The organism is Paenibacillus sonchi (assembly GCF_016772475.1).
Lineage (GTDB): Bacteria > Bacillota > Bacilli > Paenibacillales > Paenibacillaceae > Paenibacillus_AQ > Paenibacillus_AQ sonchi.
In genome coordinates this window covers 6,342,449-6,366,597 of the sequence record NZ_CP068595.1, presented here as the reverse complement: position 1 = coordinate 6,366,597, position 24,149 = coordinate 6,342,449, and the positions used below count along the sequence as shown (strand labels likewise).

The following is a 24,149-nucleotide window of genomic DNA, read 5'->3' as shown; positions in this document are numbered from 1 at the left end:
AGGATTCATAGCAGGGAAGGCCCCAAGATCCCCAATTCATAACCTTTGGCGACAGCGCCAACCCGCGACTTCACCCCCAGCTTCTGAAGAATGGCTGTCAGGTGATATTCAACGGTTCGCTGGCTGATCGCGAGGTCCCGGGCAATCTCCCGGTTGTTCATTTCTCTGGCCACCCGCAGCAGCACTTCCCGTTCCACCGGCGTAAGTTTGTCTTGTGCAGTAGTGTTGAATATCCGTTCCGGGACCAGCAGATGTCCGGACATACTCTGCCTTATTGCATTTATAATCTGCGCATAGGAAGCTTGCTTGGACAAATAAGCGTTCACCCCAAGCTCGTAAGCCTTGCGGTAAAATTCATCGTAGGTATAACCCGACAGCATAATAATTTTTAGAGAGGAGCCATAATCCTTTTTCAATAATTTGGCCAGACTGAAGCCATCCAGGTGGGGCAGAGACACATCAAGGACCAGCACATCCGGCTTCAAAACACCGATTTGCTCCAGCAGGTGCCGCGGGTCCGCAAAGGCTTCAATCACACGGATATCCTGTTCCTGCTCCAAGCGGGCTCGCAATGAATCCATAACCAAGGGATGATCATCGATTAATATAACCCGGATACTGTCATCCATATTGTTGTACCTCCTGGGAGTTGTAATGCTGCGGCCGAAGCCGTATGGTGATCACGGCCCCTTTTCCGGGCCTGGACTGGATGTCCAGCTCGCCGCCCAAATGCCCGATCTGGCTGCTGACGGAGATGAGTCCGAGATGACTGCCATTCATAAAGCTGCTCTGTTCTGAAAAAGCGGTGGCGTCAAAACCTTTGCCATTATCGCTGACGGTGCAGCATATGCCTTCTGCCGGTATATGTATGAAGCGGATATCGAGCTGACTGGCTTCGGCATGTTTTTGTACATTAAGAACCAGTTCGCGTATGATCCGGAACAGGTTGGATTTTAAGATGGAGTCGGGCGGGGTTTCGCCGCCCCAGCGATAATCAAGCGATACGTTAAGCCCGCTCTGCTCTTTGACAGTCCGCAGCAGCCAAAGCAGGGAGGCTTCCAAATCGGCTTTGTCTACGATGTGGGGATACAGTTCATCGCACAGCTGCCGGATTTCCTGCTGCGAAGTGTACAGGCACTTGAGCCAGGAAGCCATACGCCTGGCGTTCACCGTTCCCTGATCGGCCAGCTCCTCCAAGTCCCGGGACAAGAAGATCAGGTTCTGAAGCAGATGATCGTGCAGACGGTACGAGAGGCGGATACGTTCAGCTTGCTGGGCTTCCAGCAGCAGGTAATTCGCTGCGCGGATGCCGCTGACATCACGCTTATACGCTGCATTTTGCTCCTTAGTATGTAGAAATTCCTTGTATATTCCAGACAACAGCCCAGCATTCAGGAGCAGCCGGACGCATTCATGGCCAACCTCTTCAATCAACTGCTTCTCCTCGGCGGAGAACATGGACAGATTCCGTTTGGGTCCCACGCACAGATAGCCTTCTCCGGCATTTTCCTCCCCGCCGGCAAGAGAAACCACATGTTCAAAATCATAGGTTCGTACCCAATGGCTTCGATCCAATAAGCGGTTGTCTTGTCCGGTTGCGGGATTCCCGTGCACCATATCCCCGTATTTCTTTGTACCATGAAAGATCGGCTGCTTATCTTGAGCCTCCTGCCAAACCATAACAATCCCTTCCACATCTACAATATGGTGCAGCATTTCACCCATCATACTGAGAATATCCTGAATATTCCGCTTGCTTGCTGCTTGAATCGAGAGTTTATAGGTTTGGTGTTCCAGCCATTTTTTCCGTCCCTCTGCGTGCCTCTTCGACCTTTGGACAAGGTTCCGGTACACCCAGGTTCCGGCAACGAAGCAGATAAATAAACCGGAGACTCCAAAGGGATCCCTGACCAGGTGCGCCAGAGCCAACAGTACAAATACGCCTCCGAAGTAGACAGTATGAATGAACAGGCGGGGCAGGTACAACTGCATGTCCAACATGCTCCGTTTGTTCAAAATATACAGGAGAATAACAGACAGCGGTACGAGGCCGATGAGGGCATACTCAGGGGCAATAACATACCTGTCACCCCATATATTCGGGAGGGCATACAGCAACAGAAAAGGCAGAAGGCTGGTGACCAGTCCGGCAGCGAGGACTAACGCATGGTTTTTCTCTACCCTGTCCAATGATCTCCAATATAATGCGACTGTCAACAGGAGCAGCAGCAGCACCAGCAGAAGGACAAGATGGAGTGTTCCCCGGAACCAGCCGGGAATCTGAGGCTGAGCTACCGCCCAGAGGGCACAGCAGGAGAGCAGCACACTAAGCACCCGGAATGCGGTCAGCGCCCTTGCCCAGGTCCGGGGTACAGCACGCAGCACAAACGATACGCAGAAAGAAAAAAGCAAATAAGGCAGCCAGAGAGAAGAGAGGGCAAGAATCCAATTCGATACAGCCATCTCTGTTGAATACACGGCCAGAATAACCAGTGCCATGACATAATTCATAAGAGAGAACTTGCGCACCGTGGAGGAGCCGGGATTTGCCCGGTAGGCCAGCCAGGAAATGGAGAGCAGCAATACTTCAAGCAGCATGGAAAACAGGCTTTTCCAAACGTCGGTGTTCGATGCTGTAAATTGCAATTCATAGACCGAACCATCCCTGTGCAGGAGGGTCGCCGTGCTGACATTGGTGAGGGAGGTTTGGGTGTGGCCTGTGTACTTGGCTTCGGCGGCAATGCCGTCAACGGACACCATCCGGTCTCCCTGCTGCACTTGTCCCAGCGCTGCTTTGCCTGAAGGGTCCACGCGGATTACCCGCCAGCCTGCTTCGCCGCGCCCCAGGACTGCTCCAATATAGGGATGCTGAATCGTCTCCCGGTGAACATACACGGCTATGAGTAGAAAAAAAGCGGCAAGCGTTGCGGCGAGTAAAGCGGGCTTTCTACGGTTCGGATACATGAGCATTTCCTCTTTCGTTCATCTTTCAGAATTATACGCCAACGAGATAAAGCGTAACTGCACCCCAGACGGTGTTGATGTAGATATGAAATAAAATAGCTCCATACAAGTTCTTGCGCAGCTTCACCAGAATCTCACAAGGAATCACTACGGCGAGCGGAATAAAAGCCCAATTCATCGGCGCTTGCCACATGTGATAAAACTGGAACAGCACACTGACAATCAGCCAGTCAAAGCGGAGGCGGCCGATCTTCTTCAGCAAAAATCCGCGGAAATACATTTCCTCTCCGATAAAATTCCCAATCAGCCCGATTACCAAGAGCGGCCAGGGAAAATCATAGTAGCCTTGATGATAGATATGCCATTCTCCCATCCGCAGCGCGGGTATAGAATCCAAGAAGGCGGACAAGGGCGGGAACATCCATTTCATATAGGGCAGGGAGAGGACGGTGAAAATAATAGTGATTATTGGAAGAATCACGAGAAGCCCCTTGGCATCCCCTTTTCGGAATCCGAGATATGTAAACGTCTGCTTCCAGGTCAGCTTATCCACAAATTTTAGCATGAATAATGGAAAAAAAATATGCCATCCGCTGGCCATCACAGCCAGCACAAGAAACTGGATGTAGTGACTGGATAGACCTGTGAGTTCCATGAGCCGGGGGCGGAGCGGATAGATCAGCAAATACGCCAAGAAGCCGGGCAGGATGGCGCAGGATAAATAAAACAGAATGCTTCGGCGGCTGGCTGCTTGATGCTGGCGAAGAAAACTTTCATATTCAGGGTCACGATTTACAAAAAAGGCGGTAACTCTACGGGTCCAATGGGTTGTCATAACGAACGCTCCTTGTGCCAGGTAATGTGGTCACAAGGAGAATAGCATACGGCTGATATTCCGGTATCCGTATCCTGCGCCGTATTCGAGGGGAGTCACGCCTTATTTTTGCGCGGTCACGCAAAATGTACAGCATTTTCCTATAAAGGATATTATGAAATAATAATAAGCGAACGATTGATTATTATGGAAAAGAGCTGAAGTCATATGAAGCAAAACATCGGCGTGATCAGGTTCGGTGGAATTGCCTTGATTCTTTCCGGCATACTTTTTTTGGCCCAATATTTGTTTCTTCTGCCCATGCCCAGTCCCCCGCTTACGGATGCAGAGCTGATGGCATGGCTGCGGGAATGGCGGTTCAATCTATCCATGGCGGATGAATTGTTGTTCTTCGCCACATTATTGTTGATCCCTTCAATTGTTGCAGTGTACCGGCTATTGGTGAAAGTGGAACCTGTCAAAGCATCGCTGGGCTGCGGTCTGCTTGCGGTTGTCATCCCTGTCCATCTATTCCTGGTCATTATCCTGGGGCGGCTGGTCTATCCGGTGTATGATCTTGAGCTCCCGCCAGACATTTACAAGCTTGTTCTAAGCATCTACTATGGGGGTATGCACTCTGCAGCTCTTATATTAGGTGCAGCAGCCATCGTATTGTGTTTTGTAGTCAGAAAAAGTGTAATGGGCAAGCCTGTAGCCTATTTAGGGCTCGTGGCAGGGATCTTGGAGCTCGTCAGCTCCTATTCCTGGCTGATTGGCACCGCATTGATGGTTGTGTGCCAGCTGGTGTTCTCCGCATGGCTGGTCCTGCTCGGGTTAAGAATGCTGGGCAGATCGAAGGAAGCTTTAGGATCATAGCAGCCTATCTCCAATACGAGAGGAAGATTTCCATGCCAGATCAACAAGGAAGCTTAAGGACCTGTGAGAAAGGGCATACCTACCGTAAAAAATCAGATTGTCCCGCCTGCCCGGTCTGTGAGCAGGAACGGAAGCCGAAGGATGGTTTTATGTCCCTGCTGGCCGCTCCGGTGAGACGGGCGCTGGAGCGTGAGGGCATCGCAACGCTGCAGGAGCTTTCCGCTTATACCGAGAAGGCTATTTTGAAGCTGCACGGAATTGGCCCATCCTCCATGCCGAAGCTCAGACAAGCGTTGGCGGAAGAGGGTCTGGCTTTTAAGAAAGCTGATTCTGATAATTAATAATCTTCTGTTGCTGGCTTCGGGTCCTTAAATCTTAATGCAGATTTTCACTAATCGCTCTATTTATGAATTTATTAAAATGCTTGCCTTAGAGTTCACTTTAAGGAGTAAACTGCTTTAAGAAGGAAACATCTCAACGGGAAAGTGAGGAACTCTAATGGAAATTGTAAAGCTTGGAAATACGGGCCTGGATGTCTCCCGGCTGTGCCTGGGCTGTATGAGCTTTGGTGAAGCAGATCGATGGGTCCATCCCTGGGTACTGGATGAAGACCGCAGTCGTATTATTATCAAACAAGCCCTTGAACTGGGTATCAATTTTTTTGACACGGCGAACGTATATTCAGATGGAACAAGCGAGGAAATTGTGGGCCGGGCTTTGAAGGATTATGCCCATCGGGATGAAATTGTCCTGGCGACGAAAGTACATTTCCGTATGCATCAAGGTCCTAATGGGGCCGGACTTTCCCGGAAGGCGATCATGAGTGAAATCGATAAAAGCCTGAAGCGGCTGGGAACCGATTATGTGGACCTGTACCAGATTCACCGCTGGGATCACCATACGCCGATCGAAGAGACGATGGAAGCCCTGCATGATGTAGTTAAGGCCGGGAAGGCAAGATACATTGGGGCTTCAGCCATGTTCGCATGGCAGTTCCTGAAGGCACTGCATGTTGCTGAAAAACATGGATGGACCCGGTTCGTATCGATGCAGAATCATTTGAACCTCTTATACCGTGAAGAGGAGAGGGAGATGCTCCCGCTATGCAAGGAAGAAAAAATCGCTGTCATTCCCTATAGCCCGCTGGCCTCTGGCAGATTGACGCGGGACTGGTCCGAATCCACACACCGCTCCGAGACTGACCAGGTCCAGAAATCCAAATACGATGCAACGGCAAATACTGACCGCCTGATTGCAGAACAGGTTGCAGCAATCGCCGAACAACGCGGCGTTCCACGCGCTCAAGTTGCCCTAGCCTGGTTATTGCAGAAAGAACCCGTGACCGCCCCCATTATCGGCGCTACCAAAAGCACCCATCTCGATGATGCGGCAGCCGCGCTGTCCATCACGCTAACACCCGAAGAAATCGCTTCGCTGGAAGAGCCGTATGTTCCGCATCCGGTGGTTGGTGCTCTATAAAAGAATCAGCGGCAGCCATGGACGTGAAAACCAGTCCCGGACTGCCGCTGTTTTTTTGGAGGCTAACGTTATCAATGGAAACAATTGAAAGCCGGTTTGTCAGGTTATAATCTTAATTGTGGTTTATATAGTTGCATTATTCGACAGAAAATGATATTTATGTATGTATATAACAGGACTTTATGCACGCTCTAAAGTTCACCTTGTAATGTTAATATCTACAATAAGTTATTATTTAGAAAGCGCTTTCTAAAATAATGAAAGGAGAAAAATGAATGCGGGAAAAAATCATAATCATTGATGATGATACTGAAACTCGCAAGTTATTGGTTCAATCCTTACTAAAGCATGGATATGAAGCTGTTGGTTATGCCCATAGCGGACAAGCATTGGTCAGCTTCATTCATTCTCACGATCCTGATTTAATTATTCTTGAACTGTCAATGCCAGGGGCGGGCGGCTTGAACTTATGCACGGAATTGCGCAAATTCAGTGATAAACCAGTGCTTTATACAAGTCATCAAACCGATGATTATCTCAGGATTGAAGCCTTGAACCGGGGGGCAGATGATTTTATTGCCAAACCCTACAGCTTTGAAGTATTGCTTGCCCGAATCAGAGCACACCTCCGCAGGTATAAACGGGCTTTTCCTGTTAATCAGCGTCATTTGATACTCTATCCAGGCCTGCAGATTGATCCTACTACCCACTCAGTAATCGCCTATGGCAGGGAAGTCTCTTTATCTTCTAAAGAATTCCGACTCCTTGTTGTTCTGGCAAAAAATCCGAACCGCGTATTTCCCACCGAAACCTTATATGATCTGATTTGGAATGACATGAAGCAAGGGGACATACGAACCGTCATGGTTCATATTTATAACTTGCGGCAAAAAATCGAGAAAACCCCGAGTGAACCGCTATATATCCATACGGTCAGAGGTGCTGGCTATAAATTTAACGGATCGGTTTTTATAGAATCTGTGGATTAAAACACCGCTTATTGAATAATCTATAACTTTTCTTAAAAACAATTTCATTACTTTAACTAGACTTTAACATAAGTTGGTAATATGGACTCAAGTGCAAACGGTTGCAATCCACAAAATCCAGCTTTTTTAGTAGTATACCGCCGGCTGGTTTTCGGATCACGCCACTCGTTTCATACCAAAAGGTCCAGGAGGAGAAAAAGCTAATGGTAAAAAAAAGTTGCAAAGTTTTACTAAGCATGATGCTGCTCTGCTCAATGCTATGGAGCGTTGCAGTATTGCCAGCGGGCCAAGCAACAGCAGCCACAGTATCCCCCACAGCAACGGACACAGCGCCAGCAGCAGCAACCAGCAGCGGCGGACAGCAGCAAGAAGCAAGCCCATTCAGCTGGGATAATGCAAACGTTTACTTCGTCATGACAGACCGTTTCAACAACGGTAATACCAGCAATGACGGCGCTTATGGCAGACCTAAGACAGATGCCTGGGGATCGGATGTGGGTACATTCCACGGCGGAGATATTAAAGGTTTGACCCAGAAGCTGGAAGAAGGCTATTTCACAGACCTGGGTACAAATGCAATTTGGATCACAGCGCCTTGGGAACAAATGCACGGCTGGGTAGGCGGTAAAGATGGTGACTTTGCTCACTATGGCTACCATGGCTATTATGCACTTGATTTTACTGCAATGGATAAGAGCATGGGTACCATTGCTGAAATGCGCGAGTTCGTTGACCTCGCTCATGCCAAAGGAATTCGTGTTGTCCTTGACGTGGTTATGAACCATGTTGCTTATCCGACACTTGTGGATATGGCGGAATACGGATACGGTGACCGCGGCGGACTCGCCGGGAACTGGACTCCGAACAAGGGCCAGGGCCAGAACTGGCACACGCATAATAACATTATGAACACCAATAATTCCAGTGCATGGGCTTCCTGGTGGGGCAGCAGTTGGATTCGCGCCAACAATATTGCGGGTTACGATCAATGCGGCGGCAGCGATCAGACGCTGTGCGTAGGGTTCCTGCCTGATATCAAGACCGAATCCACTGGTGGCACCGGCTTGCCGCCGGTACTGAAGACGAAGTTCAACAAAGAAGCAAGCGGTTATGACAACTGGATCGTTCCGGCTGCCAAGCAATACCGCAAAGACCTGAACATCGCCCCTAAGGATTACATGATCAAATGGCTGTCTTCATGGGTTGAAGAATTCGGAATTGATGGTTTCCGTATCGATACTGCGAAGCATGTTCAAATAGATAGATGGAAAGAACTCAAAACAAGCGCAAGCAGTTCCCTTGCGAAATGGAGACAGAACAACCCGACGAAACCGGGAGCAGATTGGACAGATAACTTCTGGATGACCGGGGAGGTTTGGGGTCATGGCCTTGGAAGAAGCAATTATTTCGATAACGGGTTTGATTCCTTAATCAACTTCTCCTTCCAAGGCTCAAATATGAGCGACCTGGAAGGTCTTTTCTCCCGCTATGCAAGTGAATTAAACGGCGATCTGCCTAATTACAATATGCTCAACTATCTTTCTTCCCACGATAAAGGGTTGTACAACCGCGGAAACCTGATTCAGGCAGGTACCGCGCTTCTGCTTCTCCCGGGCGGAGTGCAAACCTTCTATGGAGATGAAACAGCAAGACCGTTCGGGCCTACCGGCTCTGACCAGGATCAAGGCTCGCGTTCACAGATGAACTGGAGCGGCATGAACCAAAGTGTTCTGTCACACTGGCAGAAGCTTGGACAATTCAGAAACAATCACATTGCGGTAGGCGCAGGAACGCATAAGAAAATTGCGGACGGTCCGTATACGTTCTCACGCACCTATGAGAAAGATGATGTTCTGGATAAAGTAGTCGTGGCTACAGGAGCTTCGGGAACTGTGGATGTGAATGTATCCGGCATCTTCCCGGATGGGACTACTGTGCGTGATGCTTACACGAAAAACGAAGCGGTTGTAAGCGGAGGCAAGGCCAAATTTACCGCTGGAACCAACGGTGTTATTCTGATTGAAAATGTTGGCGTAAACAAGAAGTTCCCGGTTCTGACTGCTTCACCCGCAGGCGGCAAATTCAAAACCGAAACGACCACTGTAACGCTGTCAATCAAGAATGCGGACAGCGGCAAGTACACGCTGGATGGCAGTAATCCGGTTAACGGGACTGCATTTACCAATGGAACAACAATCACGATTGGCGCAGACATGGCCATTAATGACACGAAAACGCTGAAGATGTACGCTGTGAATGAAAATGGCGAAGGTACTGCTTCGTACGAGTTCACGAAGGGCGATCCTAACGCCAAGCTGGATGTCTACTTCAAGAAACCGTCCGGATGGGGAACACCATCCGTCTACTTCTATGACACAGCACCAAAGGATAATGACCCAACCTGGGCTACAGCTCCAGCTATGACAAGTGCTGGCGGAGACTGGTATGTCTACAGCTTTGACAAAGCTGAACAAGCTAAGATTATCTTTAAAGACGCTACTGGCAAACAATGGCCTGCCCAAAACCAGGCTGGATTCACCAGAACAACAACAGGCTGGTATGACGGAAGCGTGTGGTCCGATACAGATCCGCGTGTCGTAACTAAACCGACGGCTCCATCCAACCTGGCTAGTTCTGTGAAAACAGACAAGACAGTAACATTGACGTGGAATGCGTCCACCGACACCTCCGGAATTGCCGGATACGACGTATACCGCAACAATGCGAAGGTTGGATCGTCGACAACAACAACGTATAAGGATACAGGCTTGACTGCAGAAACAACGTATACCTATAAAGTGATTGCTAAGAGCCAATCCGGCGGCACATCCGATCCAAGTAATGAGATCAGCGTTAAGACTTTGCCGTCTGGACAAGGCAATGACAACACCGCTACGATTTACTACAAAAAAGGATACGCAACTCCTTACATTCACTACCGTGCTGAAGGTGGCAACTGGACAGCCGCTCCTGGCGTGAAAATGGAGAATTCCGAAATTCCTGGGTATGCTGTGCACACGATTGACCTGGGGACCTCGGCAGCACGCGCAGAGGTTGCTTTCAACAATGGCAGCGGTCAATGGGACAGCAACAATCAGAAGAACTATTTCTTCAACAAAGGCGACAATACCTATGATTCGGGTAAAGTGACTGCCGGTAAACCGGGAACTCCAAATCAGGGCAATAAAGTTACCGTTTATTACAAAGAGGGCTGGACAAATGTTAACATCCATTATCGCGCCGAGGGTGGTACATGGACATCCGCTCCAGGCTTGAAGATGGAGAATGACCCGTTGAATCCTGGCTACAAAAAAATAACGGTCGATATTGGAACCGCCAGCCGTCTGGAAGCTTGCTTTAATAACGGAAGCAACGTTTGGGACAGCAACGGTCAGAAGAACTACTTCTTCAACACAGGCGACAATATTTACATTCCCGGCAACAACAATGCCGCTGGGCAAGTGAAGCTTGGGGAGAAGCCGGCAGGTTCCGATTCGGCTGCTCCTTCAATCCCTGCTAACCTGGCTGGCAATCTCAGCAGTGGAACTCCAAAGACGGTCACTTTGACTTGGAGTGCTTCTACTGACAATGTTGGCGTAGCAGATTACCAAATTACCCGAAAGGCTGGTACAAGCACGGAGACATTTACGGTGAAGGCGACAACTTTTATCGACAGCACAGTGAAGGAAGGTACGACTTACAAGTACCAGGTCCGCGCCCGTGATGCTGCAAGTAATTTCTCCGCTAACAGCAATGAAGTAACCATCGAAGTACCGGGCGCTGGTGATATCATCGCACCTTCGGCGCCAACAAATGTAAAAGGTACAGCAACTTCTGCCAGTGTTGCCCTTCAGTGGACCGCTTCAACGGATAATGTGGCGGTAGCAGGTTACGAGATCTATCGTGGCGCAGTAAAAGTAGGAACATCAACAACGCCTGCATTCACGGACACCGGTTTGGCTGAAGAAACATCGTATAACTACACGGTAAAAGCTTTCGATGCTGCAAATAACTTCTCAGCAGCAAGCGCTGAGCTTACAGTGGTGACATTGAAAGGAACGATCGTTATTCCTGGCGGGGACAAGCCATATTCCACTAACCCTTCATTTGGTAAACGCGTATCCGTTCCAATCACAATAGATGGAACCAACAGTGGTGAATGGACAGATGACATGCTGATTGCGATCGATATGGCCGGTGATGATCCGCGTACGCTTGGCAGCAACTGGTCGCTTCATGAATCGCCAATGGACCTGAGCCATCTGTGGGCAGCATGGGACAACGAGTTCCTGTATCTGGCTTGGCAGTATGTAGATGTTACAGACATCGTTGATCCTGCTAATGCTGGTTCGGCAGGCGGTACACCGATCCGCTCCATGGATATGCCGCAGACGATTGCTATGGATACGATTCGTGGTGCAGGTGCAACACATGATATGTGGAAGAAAAATGGAAAACAACCGATCTGGGGCGGGCTGGACCTTCCCGATTATCAATTCAACATCGCTTCGAATATGTTCCACTCGGGTTACCTTTCCAGAGCCGTAAACGGTGTGTTCCCGGTCGACGATGGCGGGGTGAACTATAAGACAGGAGCTGCAGCAGGCATTACCGTTAAATTTGCTAAAGGTAAAGGTTATACTTCCCTGTGGGGAGTAAAAGATGCTGATGATGTTAATGATCCAAGCAAGCTCTTCAACTTCATGGCGCTTGGCCACGATTCCAATCGTGACACTTTCTATGAAGCGAAAATTCCGCTCAGCGCACTCGGAAATCCGGATATGGAGAACGCGGGTATCGGCGTAATGCTGCACCAAGGCGAATTCTCGCCAATGGATACCCTTCCAAATGATCCAGCGACTTCCGATACGCCAGGGATATCGGATTCCAACTCCCCTAAAGAGTGGAGTGACATCGATTTATTGACTGCTCCGTTCGCACGTATCGGCAAATAATCGCCGACGGCTATTATTGAATTACAATTCCCCGCAACAACACAAAGAGGTCAGCCAGTATTTTGGCTGATCTCTTTTCTAGTGGCAGCACTTTAATGTGGCAAGCGGAGTATACGGAGATAAGGCTTCACGCGAGAAAAGAGTACATGTTAATCGGCCAAACGAAGTGGATTTTACCATGGAATAAAAAGTATTAGTGATTACATCGCTAAAATGCAATGTAATGCCTCTTGATAAAGTATGCTACAGCAAAGGGACACTGTTTGTCCGAGAGCATATTTTAGCTAAACATAGGAGGAAAATCATGGGCAGTATATTGGAAGCCTTGTTCTATGGCAACATCAGGCCTGACGAAGGCATACACCCTAAGCATTCCGAATACCACGAGCTTAACCTAAAGATTTCTTCGTTAATCAATGCCTATCACAAGAAGTTGTCCCCGGAAGAGTACGATGAGCTGGAAAAGTTAATTGACCTATTGGGGCAAAGTACCTCCATGTATTCAGCTGCCGCATATAAGGAAGGGTTTCGGCTGGGGACGTTAATGATGATTGAGGTGATGGGGGCCGGGGAGAAGGGTGCTGGAGGTTTGGGAGAATAGACTAGAAGACTCATGTTGTGAGGGAGTAATAGTGTTAAGCAGGAAATATGATATTATCATAGTAAAGACTGCAGTAAATGTAAGATGAAGGATAAAACTAATGATTAAAATCATTGGGCGATTAACAAGATTGGATTATGCGAGGTGTGAGTAATGGATCAAATCACAGCACAACGTTATTTTTATTACTTCATTAGAAATAAAAAAGATGAGCAATCCCTTGTAGCATTTGAGCAGTGGGTGTATGAACATGATGAATTAGAAGAGATTTTTGGTGAGAAGGAATACTTCGAACTAATCTCCAGAAACTACAAGGACAAATATGCATTTGATGAAACGGAGAAGCAAATCAGAAGAATGATCCATTTTGGCCCGTTTGAACAAGAACGAATCATCTTAAAGTTAGATGACCTATTAACGAATGAGGATGAAACAGAGCAATTGGAAACGTTGGAAATATTGTATGATGATTATTGTGACGGCTACACCTTTCTGAGGTATATTGCTTTAACCTATATTACAACTTCGGATGAATACAAGGAAATTCTTAAAGAAGAGTCTTTGGAAAATCAAAGTTACATGGACAGCATAAGGAAAGAGGCAGTCAGATTGCTCGGGTTCTTATGTAGTAAAGAGATTCTTATTGACGAGGAACACGAATATTATGACTACCGGGCAGAAAAAGATAGGATTGAAATACATAGTATTGATGAGATGCTTGGGGCTCTGTAGAGTTGAAAGTCAATGCATGGAGATGAAATGACTGGCCGTTTTCCTGAAGAACATAGGAAGGGACAACTATTTGCGGTTAAATTCTTTTGGTTTTTACAAGTATTATCTAAAATTGGTATACTAAAGCTGTTGGCGGTTTTTAAAATTTTTCCTGGTTTCTCCAAGACCATAACATACATATTGAGAACCCGCAGGTGGTTATTGATTCAATAGTTGAAATACTTAAAAAACAGAGAAAACGGGCCTATTAAGCTAAACACTATCAATTATGGAATGAGCTGATCAGCGAAAGATGGATAAACAGCGGTTGATAAATATTTTTGACAGACAGGCCACCCAATATGACAAAAAAAGAGAAGATCCCAAACAACAGCGCTGGCGGCAGAATCTTATTGGTCATGCGAAGGGCAATGTGCTTGAACTTGCAGTAGGCACAGGTGCTAATTTTCCGTTTTATCCTCCGGAAGTCAAGATTACTGCAGCGGACTTTAGTAAGGCAATGATTGACAAAGCACGGCAGGCAGCAAACTACCATCATCTGAACGCCGAATTTATCTGTTCCGATATGGAGGAAATCAACTTTTCCGATCAGTCGTTTGATACCATTGTTTCTACATTATCCTTTTGCAGCTATAAGAATCCGCTAAGGATGTTGGATAAAGTCAACCGCTGGTGTAAACCGGACGGGGTAATCCTGTTCATGGAGCATGGGCTCAGTTCTAACTTTATGGTAGCTGTTATGCAAAAAGCACTTAATCCGCTGCTATATCGTGTTTATGGATGCCATCATACAAGAGATATTATTGGACTGATCCAGGAGTCACGTATGCAAATCGACAAAGTGGAAAGCCACTGGCTGGATATGGTTCATCTGATTTGGGCGAAACCAACAATAAATAACTAAAAGTTAGGAGAATTTTAAATGGATAGCATGATCTTTGATCTGGATGGAACGTTATGGGATTCCTTGGATGTTGTTGCAGATGTATGGAACAGAGTACTGAGCGAAAATAAAGGGAGCATAGGGGTAGTAACAAAGGAAGATTTAAGAGGAATTATGGGTCTGCAAGCAGATGAGGCCGGCCGAAAAATGTTTCCTGGCTTAGATGAAGAGGCACAGCAAAAGATTTTAGGACAGTGTTATGATGCGGAGTGTGTGAGCCTGGCTGAACAAGGCGGAAGGTTATTTGAACAGTTGGAAGAGGTCCTTAAAGTTTTATCTGCAAAATATAAGCTGTTCATTGTGAGTAATTGCCAAGAGGGATATATTGAAGCTTTTTATGAATATCATCAATTACAAAAATATTTCGTAGACTTTGAGAATCCGGGGAGAACCGGCCTGTCCAAAGGGGAGAATATCAAACTGATTATGGAAAGAAATAACTTAACGAGCCCTGTTTATGTAGGGGATACGGAGGGAGATCTGAAGGCTGCAAGATATGCCGGGATTCCTTTCGTATTTGCAAGCTACGGGTTTGGAGAAGTTAGTGATTATGATTATATCATTAATAGTTTCGAGGGGCTTTTGGAGCTGTTTTAGCTAGCGTTTTTGTACGAAAGGGAGATAACCTTGAAAATTAGCACACAGGTTTATGTCAAAGGAAGCATAGAAGCTGCTGATTTCTATTGTAAAGCCTTTGGTTTAGAAAAAAGCGTGAAGAAGCTGTTCGAAGGGCATTTGATGTATTGAGCAACGGGGGAAGGTTATTGATTCTTTGGGTCCATGCGACTGGAACAGGTATTGTGCAAATCTGATTGATAAATATGGCGTGTTCTGGTGGATAGCCATTTAACAAAGGGAAGCCGGGTAGCCGGCTTCCCGAATCTATGTTATACGCTGCCGCCCATAAAACTTTTGGTTAACTCTTCAATAGATTCATAGCGGGCAACTTCCCTGCCGACTTTTTTATATTCATCAAGGTATTCGTCCATAATTTCCATAAAACGTTCCTGAAAAGTTTCCAGCGCATCCGCCGAGAAATGCTTCATGACATCGAACTTCGCGGTTCCCCGGCTAACCAGCATCTCATCCAGAAAATCCTGAGCGCTTAGCGCGGTAAGAAAGGCGTATGACTTATCCTTGGCCTGTGTGCTGGCAATGATCTTATTTCTCTGATTGGACCACATTTCTTCATATGTGCCTTTTAGATTATCATAGGTTGGAACCGGAGGTTCAACCAGTTCCGCTTGCATTTGATCATAAAGCACTGTTGTATTTTTCAATAGACGGAAGGCCATACTTCTGAGTTCTTCCACCGACCGGGCATTTACCAGGTCCAGATAAGTTTGTTCGAAATGATGGGGCAAATATTTCAAGGGGCGCAGTTCTTCCAGATATCGCTTGATCCCTTGCTGAAAGAAAGTATTATTGAGACAATTAATCGCGTTGAAAAGCTCAAGAGCCAGATTGCCTGCCGCATAACGGACAGCACCGGTTTCCTCTGCCAACAAAGCTTCTGCATAGGATTGCTTTGCCATACAGATATACGCCTGTGCCCTGGCAAGGGAGGTTTCGCCAATGGGCTTGGCCAGTTCATCAAGCGCCTTTTGCTGATAACCTTTCAATCTCTCCAAAAATTCGGGTTTTGCACAGTAAAGCACCTTCATATGGATAAGCGAAGAAACCATGGGACTTTCCAGATTCGCCTGCTGTTCAATGCGCGTATTCCACGGAGAGCAGTATAGATCATAACCGACATCGTCCAAGATAAAGCAAGATGATATCTCCCAGCCTCTGTCGGTATTGTTGATGATGATCAGATCCAGGTCGCTTTTTTCATGAAAATCACCCGTTACAAATGAGCCCGAGAGCGCTATAATGGCGATGTCTTCCGGAAAATCACGTCTTACGCGCTCAATGACCATGTTGATGAGCCGTTCGTTTTTTTCAAGCAATTTATGTTTCGTATGTTCATCCATAGTGTATAACCCCTTTAGTATGTTCGCCAGTATTTGCCACTCCAATATAACATGAGATGGATGCATCATACCGATACTAAATGGTTATAGTTAATTTTGGTCCATAGGCGCATTGATACGGCTGGTGTTCCCGTAAGAAGCAGAGAGGAATTGTTGAAGAGCGGAGATGATGGGGATGATGAGGATTCAAAATATAGAATTTAAAAGCTTAAGCCTGGATGATTTGCGGCCGGGCCTGCTGGATTCCTTCAACAGATTTCAACGGGTGACCCGTGCCTGGCGCACAGTAGAAGGGGAGCGGAAGCTGGTCGATGCACCGTTCATTGACAACTGGGACGCTGCAACCAAAAACGAAATCATTGCCGAGGATTTTCATAGATGTATTCATAATGGGGGAAGGTCATATGTGCTGTACATAACGGGCAAATCGCCGCGTTTGCCGCATTGCTGCGCAAGCTGTTCGGCAGTGCGCAGCAGTATGCGGATTTAATGCAGCTGCATGTCTCCATGGATTTCCGCCATGCCGGGCTTGGAAGAAGCTTGTTTATGATGGCGGCACAGCAGGCTGAAGCGTGGGGTGCGCAGAAGCTGTATATCTCAGCGCATTCCGCGGAAGAAACACAGGCTTTTTACCGGGCATTGGGCTGTGTTGATGCGGTGGAGATTAACGCGCATCATGTGGCGCTGGAGCCGTTTGATATACAGATGGAGTATGTGATTGGCCGGGATAAGGAATTCAGAATTAAGTTGGGTTATGTGCAGCAGCTTTAAGCAAGGAGGGATCAGGGGAAATGAAGAGGAAAACCGGTAAATGGCTGAAGATTTCATTGGTAGCGCTGCTGGCCATAATCCTGGCGGGAGCGGGCGTAGTGTATGCCTTTGTCATTAAACGGCCGACACAGATTGCCGAGTACGCCGATACGAAGCCTCATAAGTGGAACAGGGTGGAATTGGGCGGAAACGTCCGTTCAAGCGACGGCTCGGAATATTATCTGCTGACCAAAAAAGGGAGCAGCCGCAACTGGATTATTTTTTTCTCCGGCGGCGGGGTTAGCTGGGATGCCCCCAGCGCGGCTAACCCGATGAAAATTACCAACATTCTCACGGGAAAAGATCCCGGCAATTACTTTGCGAGTGTGCCTTTTTACATGCTGACCCTGCTGGACGGCATCATGGCGGACCGGCCGGAGAACCCCTTCCGGGAGTGGAATGTCGCATATATTCCTTATTCGACCGGCGATTTCCATATCGGCAACCGTATCGCCAAATACCCGGAGAAGGATGGCAGCAGCCTTATTGTCAATTATAACGGCAAAAATAATGTGCAAAGCAGTCTGGACTGGATTTACGAACATGCCGTTCAGCCGGATAAACTGCTGATTGCCGGAGAGAGCGCCGGCGGCTTCGGGTCGGCCTTCTGGGCGCGCGAAATCGCCGGGCATTACAAAGATGCCGAAATTTATCAATATTCGGACAGTTCTTTTTTGTACAGCGACAAATGGCCTGGGATCGTTGATAACGAATGGCATGCCGATTTCAAGGAGAACTTCGGTTATCCGGCGGCTGCGGACCTGATCGGCGCGGCGGTTAGAGGCAATAGCCGTCAAATGGCGGACGGGACGGTGTTTTTGCAATCCTATTCTTTGTACGATGAAATTTTGACCCATTTTGAGAATAAAATCAACGATAAAGCCCCGGTCTCCAGCCAAAGCGATGCAGCCGCCTGGTCTAGAAGGATGACGTCAGCGGTCCGGGAATTGGCCGAAACCCTTCCGAATTATGTTTATTTTGTGACCGATGACGGGCTGGATGCCAAAAAAGGAACCACCTCGCATACCTTCGCGACCCGGGACGTATTATTCAAGACAGAGGAAGACGGGGTGCGGCTGGCGGATTGGCTGGATGATATCATCAACAAACGGCAGAAATATTCCGTTGGCGGTAAGTTATTGTCTGCTCCGGCGGATGAAGGGGAGCGGACGGAAAAAAAGGGCACTCCAGAAGAGAACGGTGGTACGAAAGGGGGCGAATAGGTGGGCGGATTCAGGGAACCAGGCGGATTTTTTGACTTTTTCAGTGAAGTACCGGTGTTCTTCAGGCTGATTATCGTCGCTATTTTTTTGGTGGTAATCAGTGTATTCGCCTGTTTTTTAATGAAACTTCTGCTGATGTTTTGGCAGGAGTTTTTGATTTGGAGGCAAGATGTATATTTGAAGGGAATGGGGGAGATCGAACGTCTAAATTAAAAAGAGCACTGCGTGTTTAGAAAAGAGGGGGATTTTGAACTTGAAGATAATTAGGAGAAAAGGAACTATAGCTGCAGTAGGTATAATCCTGCTGATCGTGATTATCACTACTATTGCCTGTTGGCATGGGATTGGAACTTTATTTGCATCAGGGAAATATGATAATGAGCAAAACATGGTGGAAACCATCATGGACAAAACAGCGACTCCAGGCGTAGCTATCGTATCATCTAAGCAGGGCAAATCAGAATTTAAGGTATACGGCTACGCCGATGTTGATCAAAAAAAGCAGGTCACTGAAGAATCGTTGTTTGAATTGGGCTCGACCACCAAGGCGTTTACGGCTCTGGCTATAATTTTGTTACAAGAAGAGGGAGCCTTAGCTTATTCCGATTATATTTCAGATTATCTTCCATGGTTTGCGCCAACCTATAAAGGAGAGAAAACTAAGATTTCGATTAACCAGCTGTTGGCTCATACAAGCGGTATACCGTCATGGAGCATCAGGTTAATTCCAGAAGGTATTGCTGAGGGAATGCTTGGAACAACCATACATAAGATTTCAGACATTGCATTAGATACATATCCCGGGACTGAGCATCTGTATGCAACTGTTAATTATGATATTTTAGCAATGATTATTGAACAAGTTACAGGCATAAGCTATCAGGATTATGTGACTCAACACATACTGGTTCCGCTGGGGATGACAGACAGTTATTTTTCAACAGGACAGGAAAAGAAACCGGATCAGCTTACCCAAGGCTATCGCGTGTTTTTTGGAAAAAGCTTAGCATATAATGCCCCCAGATATTACGGGAATATTGCTGCGGGATATTTGGTAACGAATATAAAGGATTTGGAGCATTGGATCAACGCCCAGATGGGAATAAGCGATGTACCGGATAATCTGAAGAACGCCATTCAACAATCTCATGAGGTTGACATCCGGGCAGCCGGATATGAAGCTAAGAACCAATACTATTCCTTCGGATGGAACAATGACCGGGTCAACCGGGTGATTAGTCATAGCGGAAGTAACCCGAATTATTCCTCTCAGGTCATTATCGACCTGGAGCGGCAGGAGGCGGTATTCGCACTGGCTAATTTGAATTCAACTGCACCCTCGCTGATTGCTAAGAATAAGTATGAGCAAATGAATGGGAATCCAATGCACAACTTCAAATATGACGATAGCTACATAATAATTGATTTGGTATCATCGTTCCTGGTCCTGTTAGCCGCTATTGGCATTACTCTTAAGGTTATTAAACTAACCGGAGTGAAAAACCAAAACATAATAGATGAAAATGCTAGACGCAGGAAAAGAATCAGGGCTCGTATTACTCTGCTCTTTAGAGCACTGCTGTTGGTAGTGGTGCTGATCTGGCCTTATCTGTTGAACTACAATTACAATATGATTAGCGTATGGATGTCCTATTCAGTATTGTTGTCGATGGGGCTTGCTGCTATTAGCTGCATGTTATCCATTATCTTGGCTTGTATCAACTGCTCATGCTTGAAAAAAAGTTGTTATAAGTTGATCGACTGAATGAAGACTTCGTGTTCTCCTTTGAGCCTTTCCCCGCCTGAAAACAGAAAAGGAAAAATAACTACTTCGGGTCAAGTTGACTCGAAGTTATTTTCGCTCTTTGCAATGTTTATGGCATGTTTGTTCCCCGTTTACCTTCCGTTTATTTTCGCTTTTTATAATTTGCTTGAAATTGCCGGAAAGGTTTTTTAGCCCGATAGAAAGGAAATGAATTTATGAATCAGACACTGGTAGTACAGTTCCAACACGCAACAAAAAGAATCGGAAAAAAGACGATCGTGGACGATCTTTCGTTCGATATTCCAGCCGGAGAAGTATTTGGTTTCTTAGGCCCCAACGGAGCAGGGAAAACGACCACTATTCGCATGATGGTAGGACTGATCAAGATCAGTCAGGGAGAAATTCTCATTATGGGACACAGTATTATCAAAGACTTCAACAAGGCGATTCGGAATGTAGGAGCTATTGTTGAAAATCCGGATTTGTATAAATATTTGACAGGGTATCAAAATTTAAAGCATTATGCACGGATGGCTCCCGGCGTTACCAAAACCCGTATTGAAGAAATTGTGGAGCTCGTTGGGCTAAAGGACAGAATTCACGACAAAGTAAGAACCTATTCTTTAGGCATGAGGCAACGACTCGGTATCGCTCAAGCCCTTCTGCATCGTCCATCCCTTCTTATTTTGGATGAGCCGACGAACGGGCTTGATCCCGCCGGGATTCACGAATTGCGTAACTACTTGAAAAGACTCGCTCATGAAGAAGGCGTAGCTGTTTTTGTTTCAAGCCATTTACTTTCCGAAATGGAATTGATGTGTGATCGAGTGGGTGTTCTGCAAAATGGAAAGCTGGTCCGTATTCAAAGCATACGAGACTTTGTCCATAGCGGAAATTCTCATGTTTGCGTCACCATTGAACCTTCCCAAATTGAACAGGCAAAAAGGCTGATAGCCACTTTAAATAAGGCAACCCTGCCGGCAAGACAGCCGGGGCAGTTATTGATTCCGTTGAACAAAGATGAAATACCAACCGTCAATAAGCTCCTCATGCAAGCAGGCATCCAAGTATACAGCATTCAAGTACAAGAGCAGTCTTTGGAAGAAAAATTTTTAGAGATAACGGAGAGAAAAAAATGATCGGACTGGTTGCCAACGAAAGCATGAAAATATACAGTCGAAAATTGACATGGATTTTTCTGTTGTTGCTTTTTGCCATCACTACTGGTTCTTCGATCTTAGGTAAAATCAACAACACGAATTCCCAAGATTGGCGGGCTGAAACAACACAAGTCGTCCAGCAGTATGAAGAACGTTTAAAAATTACGGAGCTATCCCCTACGTTACGTGCCGATGCAGAAAACAAGCTGAAGATTGCAAAATATCGCTTGGAAAACAACTTACCTGAACCCTCTAATAATCCTTGGGCAGCTTTGCTCACTTTCTCCGGCTTAATCGAAATGGTTGTCGTTTTCGCAATTATCATTGCTGCGGATATGGTAGCCGGCGAATATTCAAACGGAACGATGAAACTCTTGCTGATCCGCCCGCACAGCCGCGCTAAAATTCTGTTTTCCAAATATATCGCTGTGTCTCTGTTTGCCATCGTTATGCTGATGCTATTGGTTATATGCGGTTATGCTGCGAACGCTTTGTTTTATGGATTGGGCAACATCCACACGACTGATTTATTTTTGAACCAGCATGGACAAGTTGTACAACTGAATGTTTTGGTACAGATCATAAAAATGTACGGTTTAAGTATTTTCCCGGTCATGGGCTATGTCACCCTCGCTTTCGCAGTATCGACGGTTTTGCAGAGCAGTGTCTTAGCGCTCGGAATATCGTTATTTATTATGATCGTGGGCAATTCCATGATTGAAGCAACAGCAAAAATGGAATGGTTAAAGTACCTTCCTTTTGCTAACAGCGACATAAGCCTGTACATTTACCATCTTCCAGCCAGACCCGAAATGACGCTGAACTTTTCCATCGCCGTGTTGCTTGTATACATTGCTGCACTGACACTTCTAAGCTGGTTCGTATTCAAGAAACGCGACGTATCGATCTAGTGGTCATGTAATACATTTCGTTAGATAATAGAAAATAGAGACCACCCTAGCGAGAAAGGAGGAAGGAAGGTTGCGTTTACAAAAAATACTCATCATTGATGACGAACCCGGCATTGTCAAGATGCTGGAAACCATCCTTCGCAAGGAGGGTTATACGGCCATCAGCAGTGCTTTTACGGGTCAGGAAGCCTTGGAAAAAATAAGCCATCATCCGTATGACCTGATTGTATTGGATGTTATGTTACCTGATACGGACGGATTCCAATTGTGTCAAAAAATCCGTCAGTATACCGCCGTCCCTATTCTATTTCTTACTGCCCGCTCAAGTGATTTGGATAAATTGACCGGACTTGGGATTGGAGGGGACGATTATATTACAAAGCCGTTTAATCCTTTGGAAGTTGCCGCACGGATCCATGTCCAGTTTCGAAGGTTAGAACAATATCAGGCTGCTGCCCAGACAACAGAGATTTATCGCTTCGGTTCTGTTGTCATTGATAAGAAAGCTGCTCAATTATGGGTGAATGGAGAGGAAATTTCTTGCCCGGCTAAAGAATTTGAGCTTCTCCTATTCATGGCTGACCACCCCAATCAGATATTTACCGCAGGGCAATTGTATGAGCATGTATGGGGCTACGACAGCATCGGAGACGAGAAGACGGTTGCCATTCATATCATGCGCCTACGTAAAAAAATCGAGCAAGATGCAAAACAGCCATCTCTGATCGTTACTCTAAGAGGTATTGGCTACAAGTTTGTCCCTCCCAAACAGGGTGACTTGATATGAGAGTGAATTTTACAAATGGCAAGTTGGTGGTCCGTTTTACATTGAGCTTTATTGTACATCAGATCCTGTTGTTCCTGACCGTCTCGTTGCCGGCGGTTTTCTATATTGTTGTGCTGAGGCAACCGGAAAAGCTCTTTTTCGTTAATCTGACAACAGGAATCATTATTACGGCTTACTTTCTGTATTGTTTGTTTTATGGCTATTATGTTGCGCGGCCGATGGCTGATATTTTAGTAAAAATCAAAAAGTTATCATGCGGGGAGTTTCTGGTTCATGACAGGAAAAAACGTTATTTCTCCCTTTCCAGCCGTCTTTACAGGGAGGTCTACGCCAATCTTGAATCTCTTTCCCTGACCTTGCAGGAAAATGAACGTAAACGGCAAAAGTTTGAACAGTTGAGACAGGATTGGGCGGCAGGCGTCACTCATGATTTGAAGACCCCATTGTCTTATATCTCGGGTTATACGGACATGCTTTTATCAGATGAACATGAATGGAACAAAGATGAGAAAAAAGAGTTTTTGCAATTGATTCGGAATAAGTCAACCTATATGGAAGAACTTATTAATGACCTTGGAATTGCCTTCCAGATGGATCAGTCAACTGGTTTTAAGTTTTCCTCACAAAAAATTGAGCTGGTGGAGTTCATTCGCAGAACGGTTGCTGAAGCAGCAAATATGCCTCTGAATAAGGCAAATCACTTTGAAATATTGGGTGGAGAAGAGCCCCTTTATGTAATGGGGGATGCCGGGTTGCTGAAAAGAGCCTTTTCAAACCTTTTTGTAAATGCAGTTGTTCATAATTTAGCGGGTACATCCATAATTGTACACATACATGGTAATTCTCATGTCCAGGTACAGATCACAGATAACGGACAAGGAATGGATGAACAAAGTATCGCCTGTCTATTTGACAGGTATTATCGGGGGACTTCAACGGATACCCCCACAGGCAGTACCGGATTAGGAATGGCGATTGTAAAGCAGATCATCACCGCACATCAAGGAACCATCGATGTCAAAAGTAAAGTAGGTCATGGCACTTCGGTTACCGTTCAATTGCCTCACAGTAAATGTGAAAGGCAGTTCGTACCATACCCAAATGGTATAATATAGGTGTAATGTGATAGGAAGGAGGACAAAGATATATGGCTCATAAGTATGT

The 24,149-nt window shown here is 46.3% G+C and carries 22 protein-coding genes; 18 read left to right on the top strand and 4 right to left on the bottom strand.

What is annotated here, in order from left to right; genetic code table 11:
- Positions 1-5: 5 nt before the first annotated feature.
- Genes JI735_RS28580 through JI735_RS28570 form a run of 3 tightly spaced genes read right to left on the bottom strand, consistent with a single transcriptional unit; the run spans position 6 to position 3,799 of the window.
- Positions 6-629, bottom strand: coding sequence for a response regulator transcription factor (locus JI735_RS28580; protein WP_039837637.1), 624 nt, complete (start codon positions 627-629; stop codon positions 6-8).
- Positions 622-2,964, bottom strand: coding sequence for a sensor histidine kinase (locus JI735_RS28575; RefSeq protein ID WP_039837635.1), 2,343 nt, complete (start codon positions 2,962-2,964; stop codon positions 622-624). The genes JI735_RS28580 and JI735_RS28575 overlap by 8 nt, the downstream gene beginning before the upstream one ends.
- Before the next feature lie 31 nt (positions 2,965-2,995).
- Positions 2,996-3,799, bottom strand: coding sequence for a CPBP family intramembrane glutamic endopeptidase (locus tag JI735_RS28570; RefSeq protein ID WP_039837634.1), 804 nt, complete (start codon positions 3,797-3,799; stop codon positions 2,996-2,998).
- A 207-nt stretch (positions 3,800-4,006) separates the two neighbouring features.
- Between JI735_RS28570 and JI735_RS28565 the strand changes: the two genes are divergently transcribed.
- The 9 genes from JI735_RS28565 to JI735_RS28525 all read left to right on the top strand — a co-directional run bounded on the left by JI735_RS28565 (position 4,007) and on the right by JI735_RS28525 (position 14,950).
- A complete protein-coding gene (locus tag JI735_RS28565) occupies positions 4,007-4,654 on the top strand; it encodes a hypothetical protein (RefSeq protein ID WP_039837633.1) in 648 nt (215 codons plus the stop codon).
- 32 nt (positions 4,655-4,686) lie between these two features.
- Positions 4,687-4,995 carry an RNA polymerase alpha subunit C-terminal domain-containing protein gene (locus JI735_RS28560; protein WP_039837632.1) on the top strand — a complete coding sequence of 103 codons (309 nt, stop codon included), beginning with the start codon at positions 4,687-4,689 and terminating at the stop codon, positions 4,993-4,995.
- A gap of 157 nt (positions 4,996-5,152) precedes the next feature.
- On the top strand, positions 5,153-6,133 hold the full coding sequence (locus tag JI735_RS28555; RefSeq protein ID WP_039837631.1) for an aldo/keto reductase: 981 nt from the start codon (positions 5,153-5,155) through the stop codon (positions 6,131-6,133).
- A 275-nt stretch (positions 6,134-6,408) separates the two neighbouring features.
- Positions 6,409-7,122 carry a response regulator transcription factor gene (locus JI735_RS28550; RefSeq protein ID WP_039837630.1) on the top strand — a complete coding sequence of 238 codons (714 nt, stop codon included), beginning with the start codon at positions 6,409-6,411 and terminating at the stop codon, positions 7,120-7,122.
- Between the two features lie 203 nt (positions 7,123-7,325).
- Positions 7,326-12,077 carry a carbohydrate binding domain-containing protein gene (locus tag JI735_RS28545; RefSeq protein WP_202676657.1) on the top strand — a complete coding sequence of 1,584 codons (4,752 nt, stop codon included), beginning with the start codon at positions 7,326-7,328 and terminating at the stop codon, positions 12,075-12,077.
- A gap of 304 nt (positions 12,078-12,381) precedes the next feature.
- Positions 12,382-12,678, top strand: coding sequence for a DUF6809 family protein (locus JI735_RS28540; protein ID WP_039837622.1), 297 nt, complete (start codon positions 12,382-12,384; stop codon positions 12,676-12,678).
- A gap of 153 nt (positions 12,679-12,831) precedes the next feature.
- Positions 12,832-13,410: a hypothetical protein gene (locus JI735_RS28535; RefSeq protein WP_039837621.1), complete on the top strand. Its 579-nt coding sequence runs from the start codon at positions 12,832-12,834 to the stop codon at positions 13,408-13,410.
- 292 nt (positions 13,411-13,702) lie between these two features.
- Positions 13,703-14,314, top strand: coding sequence for a class I SAM-dependent methyltransferase (locus tag JI735_RS28530; protein WP_039837619.1), 612 nt, complete (start codon positions 13,703-13,705; stop codon positions 14,312-14,314).
- A gap of 18 nt (positions 14,315-14,332) precedes the next feature.
- Positions 14,333-14,950 (top strand): HAD family hydrolase, encoded by a 618-nt coding sequence (locus JI735_RS28525; RefSeq protein ID WP_039837618.1) that lies wholly within the window; start codon positions 14,333-14,335, stop codon positions 14,948-14,950.
- Between the two features lie 290 nt (positions 14,951-15,240).
- On the opposite strand, the gene JI735_RS28520 is transcribed toward JI735_RS28525, so the two are convergent.
- The gene (locus JI735_RS28520) at positions 15,241-16,398 is read right to left on the bottom strand and encodes a nucleotidyltransferase domain-containing protein (protein ID WP_233476091.1); all 1,158 of its coding nucleotides are present in this window, start codon (positions 16,396-16,398) and stop codon (positions 15,241-15,243) included.
- A 106-nt stretch (positions 16,399-16,504) separates the two neighbouring features.
- Here JI735_RS28520 and JI735_RS28515 point away from each other — a divergent pair, with 106 nt between their 5' ends.
- The 9 genes from JI735_RS28515 (at position 16,505) to JI735_RS28475 (ending at position 24,100) form a co-directional block, all read left to right on the top strand.
- Positions 16,505-16,819: a hypothetical protein gene (locus tag JI735_RS28515; RefSeq protein ID WP_202676656.1), complete on the top strand. Its 315-nt coding sequence runs from the start codon at positions 16,505-16,507 to the stop codon at positions 16,817-16,819.
- Complete coding sequence (locus tag JI735_RS28510; RefSeq protein WP_202676655.1) at positions 16,774-17,100, top strand: GNAT family N-acetyltransferase; 327 nt, start codon at positions 16,774-16,776, stop codon at positions 17,098-17,100. The genes JI735_RS28515 and JI735_RS28510 overlap by 46 nt, the downstream gene beginning before the upstream one ends.
- Before the next feature lie 20 nt (positions 17,101-17,120).
- Positions 17,121-18,362: a pectin acetylesterase-family hydrolase gene (locus tag JI735_RS28505; RefSeq protein ID WP_051052078.1), complete on the top strand. Its 1,242-nt coding sequence runs from the start codon at positions 17,121-17,123 to the stop codon at positions 18,360-18,362.
- Positions 18,363-18,575 (top strand): hypothetical protein, encoded by a 213-nt coding sequence (locus tag JI735_RS28500; protein WP_039837616.1) that lies wholly within the window; start codon positions 18,363-18,365, stop codon positions 18,573-18,575.
- A gap of 40 nt (positions 18,576-18,615) precedes the next feature.
- Entirely contained in the window at positions 18,616-20,127 is a 1,512-nt protein-coding gene (locus tag JI735_RS28495) for a serine hydrolase domain-containing protein (protein ID WP_039837615.1), read from the top strand.
- Between the two features lie 215 nt (positions 20,128-20,342).
- Complete coding sequence (locus tag JI735_RS28490) at positions 20,343-21,266, top strand: ABC transporter ATP-binding protein (protein WP_039837614.1); 924 nt, start codon at positions 20,343-20,345, stop codon at positions 21,264-21,266.
- Entirely contained in the window at positions 21,263-22,198 is a 936-nt protein-coding gene (locus JI735_RS28485) for an ABC transporter permease (protein ID WP_039837612.1), read from the top strand. The genes JI735_RS28490 and JI735_RS28485 overlap by 4 nt, the downstream gene beginning before the upstream one ends.
- Before the next feature lie 70 nt (positions 22,199-22,268).
- The gene (locus tag JI735_RS28480) at positions 22,269-22,985 is read left to right on the top strand and encodes a response regulator transcription factor (protein ID WP_083886854.1); all 717 of its coding nucleotides are present in this window, start codon (positions 22,269-22,271) and stop codon (positions 22,983-22,985) included.
- Positions 22,982-24,100, top strand: coding sequence for a sensor histidine kinase (locus JI735_RS28475; RefSeq protein WP_051052076.1), 1,119 nt, complete (start codon positions 22,982-22,984; stop codon positions 24,098-24,100). The genes JI735_RS28480 and JI735_RS28475 overlap by 4 nt, the downstream gene beginning before the upstream one ends.
- The last annotated feature ends 49 nt before the right edge of the window (positions 24,101-24,149 follow it).